Source organism: Enterococcus sp. FR204 (assembly GCF_031143325.1).
GTDB classification, from domain to species: domain Bacteria; phylum Bacillota; class Bacilli; order Lactobacillales; family Enterococcaceae; genus Enterococcus_B; species Enterococcus_B faecium.
Genome location: NZ_JAKZIW010000072.1, coordinates 1 through 6,917, shown reverse-complemented (window position 1 = coordinate 6,917; position 6,917 = coordinate 1). Strand labels below are relative to the sequence as shown.

General features: G+C 36.0%; 4 protein-coding genes, 1 tRNA gene and 2 pseudogenes. All 7 read left to right on the top strand.

The features are described 5' to 3' along the window. A pseudogene (locus tag RG571_RS11470) lies at positions 1–387 on the top strand (glucosamine-fructose-6-phosphate aminotransferase); the annotation flags it as partial. A gap of 10 nt (positions 388–397) precedes the next feature. Beyond that, positions 398–1,402 (top strand): annotated as a pseudogene (locus RG571_RS11465) (SIS domain-containing protein). 580 nt (positions 1,403–1,982) lie between these two features. Continuing rightward, a tRNA-Gln gene (locus RG571_RS11460) sits at positions 1,983–2,054 on the top strand. A gap of 62 nt (positions 2,055–2,116) precedes the next feature. Then, the gene (locus RG571_RS11455; RefSeq protein ID WP_308947655.1) at positions 2,117–2,398 is read left to right on the top strand and encodes an MGMT family protein; all 282 of its coding nucleotides are present in this window, start codon (positions 2,117–2,119) and stop codon (positions 2,396–2,398) included. Between the two features lie 536 nt (positions 2,399–2,934). Continuing rightward, entirely contained in the window at positions 2,935–4,227 is a 1,293-nt protein-coding gene (locus RG571_RS11450; protein WP_103459020.1) for a GntP family permease, read from the top strand. Positions 4,228–4,361: 134 nt separating this feature from the next. Beyond that, the gene (locus RG571_RS11445; RefSeq protein ID WP_005880900.1) at positions 4,362–5,507 is read left to right on the top strand and encodes a glycerate kinase; all 1,146 of its coding nucleotides are present in this window, start codon (positions 4,362–4,364) and stop codon (positions 5,505–5,507) included. A 69-nt stretch (positions 5,508–5,576) separates the two neighbouring features. After that, a complete protein-coding gene (locus RG571_RS11440) occupies positions 5,577–6,590 on the top strand; it encodes a sugar diacid recognition domain-containing protein (protein ID WP_005880902.1) in 1,014 nt (337 codons plus the stop codon). The last annotated feature ends 327 nt before the right edge of the window (positions 6,591–6,917 follow it).

Genomic DNA, 6,917 nt, shown 5'->3' with positions numbered 1-6,917 from the left:
AAAGAATTCGAAACGAAATTTACTGAAACAGTTCGCAAACCTTCCCAAGGGTTTGAACTAGAAGCTTACATGCATGGACCGTATTTGGAAGCTGATAGTGAACATATTTTATTCTTTATTGAAACAAGAAGTGTCAATGAAGCTCGTTCACAAAGTCTAAAGGACTATATGACATCATATGTCGGTAAAACAATTACCGTGACAACCGAAGTAGCAAAAAATGCCAATGATTTAGGTTTAGCAGTGGATTGTGATGAACTGGTTTCATCCTTATTATTGGTGATTCCTTTCCAAATTTTATCCTATAAAATTGCTAAATCAAAAGGAATTGATTTGAGTCAGCGTATTTTTGATGATTTTGATCACGTATTAAAAAGTAAAGTATAGAGGTGGAAAAATGTTAAAATTCAACGAACAACAACAAATTGATAACATTCAAGGAGCTTTAGAACTACGTCCAGAAGTCGAAAAGATTATGGACGGGGTATGGGAAAAAGGATTTGATAATATTTACTACTTAGGAATCGGTGGTACTTATGCTTCAGCTATGCAGGCTGTTACTTACATTAACGGAAAAAGCAACTTGCCTGTTTATGTGGAACATGCAGCTGAATATTACACAACTGGCAACAAACGTTTGACTAAAGATTCTATCGTTATCTTATCTTCTGTTACAGGTACAACACAAGAAGTTGTTAGAGCAGTAGATGAAATTAGAGAAGTTGGTGCAACATTGATTGGCTTTATAGATACTGTTGGCAGTCCATTAGCAGAAAAATGTGACCACGTCATTACTTATCCAGCGCCTGGAACAGAACAAATCAAATTCTTTATGGTAGCGGATCGCTTAATGAAAAATAATGGTGAATTTGATGACTACGAAGAATATTACCAAGAATTAGAAAAATATTTAGCTAAAGGATTAGTAGAAGCTGAAAAATAGGTAGATGCTTTTGGTTTAGAGTTCGCTGAGAAACACCGCCATGACGCAATGCATTACTTCATTGGTGCCGGTAATCAATGGGGTGCAGTTTACTCATATGTTATGTGTTACTGGGAAGAACAAAGCTGGCTACGTTCAAAATCAATTCATGCAGCTGAGTTTTTACATGGTACACTAGAAATTGTGGACGAAACAACACCAGTAACACTTTTCTTAGGAGAAGATGAACAACGGCCGTTAGCAGAACGTGTCAAAAATCTGTTGCCACGTATTTGTGCTAACTATACTTTCATTGATTCAAAAGATTATTCAGTAGAAGGAATCAGTGAAAAATATCGCGGTCGCGTATTGTCATTTCTATTGATGCATTGTGTTACACAACGAATCGATGCTCATGTCGAAAAACTAAATTGTCACCCACTAGAAATCCGTCGCTACTACCGACAATTCGATTATTAATAGCATGCTGATTAATGATGGGATAAACTAGTCTAAACACAAAAAGGATCTTCCAACATATTATACAAGGTGTGTTGGAAGATTCTTTATTAACATTAAAGAGAACATATCTTTTTTGGATAATTCAAAGATTGATAATTTCATATTTGTAGTGTTACTTTCCAGAAAAAAATTATCGTGGTAACCACTATTCGATATTTAGTATGAATTATTTATTAGCGACTCGAGTATATTGTTTTTATCGTAAGAACCTCTGTCTAGGGCGCATTGAACCCTTCATTCTTTGTATAGAGATTTTCCGATGATATATTATCTGAGGTACTACACTAATTCGTCTGCCAACTACTCAACAGATTAACCTGAATGATACAAACTTAGAATTATCATCTTAAAGTCCCCATCAAAGTTTTTCTTGGCATTGGTTATCTTAGACACACGTTTTGAGAAATAGATTTTATCAGAATATGTCTAAAAATTATCCTAATGTTGATCATAGTTGTTGATTACCTATAAAAACTTAATCGAGGTTTTTTACTTGAAGAAATCGTGAGACAGCAGTATCATAATCTCGTTGGATTTTTGGGATATAGCCAAACTGGTAAGGCGCCTGACTCTGAATCAGGTAATTGTAGGTTCGAGACCTGCTATCCAAATCACGAAAGACCGCAGAACAAAACTCTGTGGTCTTTTTTTGTAGTAAAGGAGGAATTTGGAGTGGCCAAACTAGATGAAGAATTTGCTTTTTTGGTATTGTCGATCATATCGGAGATTCCCAAAGGCAAAGTAGCTACTTATGGACAAATTGCCGAGTTGGCAGGATATCCTCGCAATTCTCGTTTAGTCGGTAAAGTATTGAGCCACGCCGAATATTATGGTCGCTATCCTTGTCAACGAGTAGTGAATAGTCAGGGAGAATGTGCGAAAGGTTGGCCGGAACAGCCGTTACTATTGCAAGAGAGGGTATTATTTTTCGCGAGAATGGACGAGTGGATCTGAAACGCTGCCATTGGGATGGAGAAGAGTGATCTGTAAAGGATCATTCACTTTAAGCAATACAGATATGATGAAATAAAATATCTATGAATTTTTTTGCGTTGCAATGGAGAGATTCTTTGGGAGTTTGATTCTAAAATAAATCATATACAATGGGTTATTTAGTGCCCGATTTTGTTAGGAGTATAGGCAAAAAGAATTAGTAGTGAAAATCAGTATTGTATTTGGGATATATTCTTTTATTTAATATGAGTTAGGTCCTTAGAACTAAAAGAATTAAGAGATTGATTGACTTTGTAAATAGTAAAATACCTAATAAGTATCAATGAGTTCCCAAATCGTATCTAGTTGAATAGAAGAAATTTCTATTGAATACTATGTGATTCTATGAATTTATTTAAGTTGTCTAAAATAGTGAAATTCTGAATTTATATTATCGATATATGCAAATGAACAAATAACATTGTAAATATACCAATTTTATTTATGAAATAAAGCATTAAAATGAAAACGTAAACAATTAAGAAAGGATGTTTGAAATGGATGGAATTACAATACCGTGGTATGCGGCGATTATTGGTTTGATTTTTGCAGTTTTTTTGATTTTGAAAAAAATGAATCCGGTTTATTCATTATTTTTAGGAGCAATTATCGGATGTTTGATCGGCGGAGCATCACTAAGCAATACCGTGGATATATTAGTTACAGGAACACAAAGTATTATGGGGACAGCAATTCGTGTGTTGGCAGCAGGGATGTTGGCAGGAGTGATGATGGAGTCAGGCGCAGCAGAATCCATCGCCCATGCAATCGTTAATAAACTTGGAAGTAATAAAGCAATCTTTTCACTAGCTCTGTCAACAATGATCATTACAGCTGTGGGCGTATTTATTCCTGTCGCAGTATTGATCGTAGCGCCGATCGCTTTGTCAGTCGGAAAGCAGACAGGTATCAGTAAATTAGCATTGTTGACAGCATTGTCTGGTGGCGGCAAAGCTGGAAATATCATTTCGCCTAATCCCAATACTATCGCAGCTGCTAATGGGTTTAAATTAGATTTAAGCAATGTAATGATTGCTGGATTTATTCCGGCAATTTTTGGATTAGCAACAGCAGTTCTTATTGCTAGTTTGATTAAGAAAAAAGGCGGTAAGGTTAAAGATAGCGATATTCAAGAAAAATCGGAAAAAGAATTGCTTCCATTACGCAAAGCTTTAATTGCACCCGTTTTGTCAATCGTTTTATTATTGATAAATCCAATTGGAACGATGCTTCATATTCAGGTGTTGGCTGATTTGAAGATCGATGCGATGTACATTTTACCTTTCGCTTCGATAGTGGGGACGATCGCAATGGGACAAGCTAGTCAAATCAGAGAATATTCAAAATCGGGGATTTATCGTGTGACAGATACCGTTTTGATCTTGATTGGTGCTGGTGCTATAGCTGGTCTGATCTCAGTTTCTGATTTATCAAAACAAGTTGTCCATTTGATTTCCATTACAGGGATTTCGGGTACATTATTAGCGCCCATCTCAGGTATTTTAATGGGCTTAGCAGTAGGATCAACTTCTACAGCAGTAATTTTAGCGACTGGATCTTTTGGGCATGCTATTCTTGAAACCGGAACCAATTCGTTAGCAGCAGCTGTAATGGTTCATACAGGTGCAACGGTGATTGATAGTGTACCTCAAGGAAACTATTTCCACATTACGGCTAACAGTATGAATATGTCTATCAAAGAACGGATGAAAGTGATTCCTTACGAAATCTGTGTCGGTGGTGTGATGACGATCGTTGCAACGATATTATATGGATTTATTTTAAAATAAAATTGTAGAGATAGCGTTTTGTCAAATCTTTTACAAAAATATGAACTTGAAAAAATATTTATTGAAAATAACAATGAAGAAGGTAAATTCTGTTTGAAAAGAAGATTTTCAGCAGAATTTTGAGGAGAAGAACAATGGAGAAAACTTTTGTATTAGCACCAGATTCATTTAAAGAAAGTATGAGTGCTAAAAATGCTTGTGAAGCAATGGAACGAGGAATTCGCAAAGTATTTCCTGAATCTAAAGTGATCCAAGTCCCTATGGCAGATGGAGGAGAAGGAACTGTTGACGCACTAGTTGACGGTATTAACGGGACAAAAATCGAAGTGATGGTGTCTGGACCAATTCCATCAGAAAAAATCAAGGCTTATTACGGGTTGTTAGCAGATGAAAGTACGGCAGTGATTGAAATGGCTGAAGCCAATGGTATTGAACTATTGGCAGAAAACAAGCGAAACCCTCTTTTGACCTCTACTTACGGGACTGGAGAGATGATCAAAGATGCCTTGGATAAAGGAGTAAAAAAAATAATCATCGGTATAGGAGGCAGCGTCACGAATGATGGCGGTGCAGGTATGGCTCAAGCGTTAGGAGTGCAATTTTTAGACAAAAATGACAAGGAACTACCGGTTGGAGGCGGCGCGTTGTCAGAATTAGCTAAAGTCGACGTTAGCACTATCGATCCAAGACTAAAAGAAACAGAAGTCGTTATCGCTAGCGATGTAACCAATCCGTTGACGGGTCCAAATGGCGCATCATTTGTTTTTGGTCCGCAAAAAGGAGCTACGCCTGATATGGTTAAGAAATTAGATGAAAATTTGGTTCACTACGCTGCGGTTATTCAAAAAAATTTGGGGATAGATATCAAGGATCAGCCCGGTTCTGGTGCAGCAGGGGGATTAGGAGCCGGACTATTAGTTTTTACTGGCGCAAAAATGGAATCCGGTGTCGATTTGGTTATCCAGTTAACACATTTGGAAGAAAAGATTGTACAAGCTGATTACGTGTTTACCGGTGAAGGCGGTATGGATTTTCAGACAAAATTTGGGAAAGCTCCATACGGTGTAGCAAAGATCGCCAAACGATATGACAAGCCTGTTTTTGCTTGTGCCGGTTATATCGGCGAACAGGTTGATGTTTTATACGAGGAAGGAATGACTGCGATTTTCGGCATCTTAGACCAGGCCGGTCCATTGAAGCAAGCATTACAAGCCGGCGAATCCAATTTAGAGCGTACAGTTGAAAATATCGTCCGTGTTTTAAATGTTTGTGGAGGTTAAAAGTTGTGTTATCTATCAAAAAAAGATTAAACTAACTGTATAACCAGATAATTCTTAGGACGGTAATCAATGAGTAATTTATTAACAAAAGAGCAGGCCAATATGATCGTAAGCAAGCTGATGGCGGATATTCCTTACAATATTAATATTATGAATGAACAAGGTTTTATTATTGCAAGCGGTAAAGAATATCGTATCGGTGAACGACATCGTGGTGCAGAAAGAGCAATTAAACAAGGCGAAATGGTTGAGATCTTCAAGGATACTTCCCTAGAAAAAAGAGGAACCAACGAACCAATCATTTTAAATGGCGAATTATTGGGAGTAGTTGGAATCTCAGGAGACCCAGAAGAAGTCCGCCCGTTTACTAAGCTAGTAAAATCAATCGTACTGCTTTTAGTTGAAGAACTAAATGAATTTCGAAAAAAGGAAAAGAAAAATCAGCTTAAAGCTGATTTTTTAAAGGAGCTCCTTTCAATCAAAGATTGCTACAGTGAAGAGATGGTTCACCAGGCATTAGATGATTACGGGATAAATCTTCTGCGAACGAATCGCTGTATTGGATCATTGGAACAAGAAACTTTACGTAGTTGCTTTCCCTTACATGAGGTTTTTGAATGGTATGGAATGTATATAGTTTTTATTGATGGCAATACCATAATTGATGACGACCTCTCAGGTTTAATCGTTAGCTCTGAACAATGGAATTTAGGACAGGGAATGAATGAAGTAGATAATACTTTTCTGTATTTGAAATTTTTCCAGATTCCAATCAATAAAGTCTTTTTTAGTGAAGATTTATATTTTATTCACTTATTTGATTTTTCAATTAAACTAGATAAGAATCTATTAAAAAAAGTTGAATCAATCTATGATGAATATTATGAAACACTGATTTATTTTTCTAGTAATAATGGAAATGTGAAAGAAGTGTCAGAAAAACTGCATATCCATCGTAATACACTAAATTATCGAATTCAGCGTATTCAAGAATTAACTAGAAAAGATCCTAAAAATTGGTCTCATTTGTGGATATTAATGTACCATCTTGCTTATTGTTTCAAAGTGAAGTTCAGAACGTAAGAAATAAGAATATGTATCCATAATAAATGTTTGGATTTACCTTATAGATATAAAAAGAAACAAATCATTCTGCAGGAATCGATTACTCGATTCCTGCTTTTTTTACTTCCTTTGCAGCAAAAAAGTGCTCGTAATCTAAGCGATGTTGGATAGTTTTTAGAATATACATATTTTCTTCAATTCCAGGAAAAAATGACCAAGCTAGTATGCTAAAAAAGTACGTTGCTTCTGTGATCTTTTTTCCGTCTTTACTAACAGATGTTTTAATTGATCAAAGCTCATTGTAATCTACCCTAATTTCCATAGTTCTTCACCACTTTTAAAAAT

Bases quoted from the DNA above. Each gene is read 5' to 3' on its own strand.
- RG571_RS11450 (WP_103459020.1), top strand. From the start codon at position 2,935: ATGGATGGAATTACAATACCGTGGTATGCGGCGATTATTGGTTTGATT.
- RG571_RS11445 (WP_005880900.1), top strand. From the start codon at position 4,362: ATGGAGAAAACTTTTGTATTAGCACCAGATTCATTTAAAGAAAGTATG.
- RG571_RS11440 (WP_005880902.1), top strand. From the start codon at position 5,577: ATGAGTAATTTATTAACAAAAGAGCAGGCCAATATGATCGTAAGCAAG.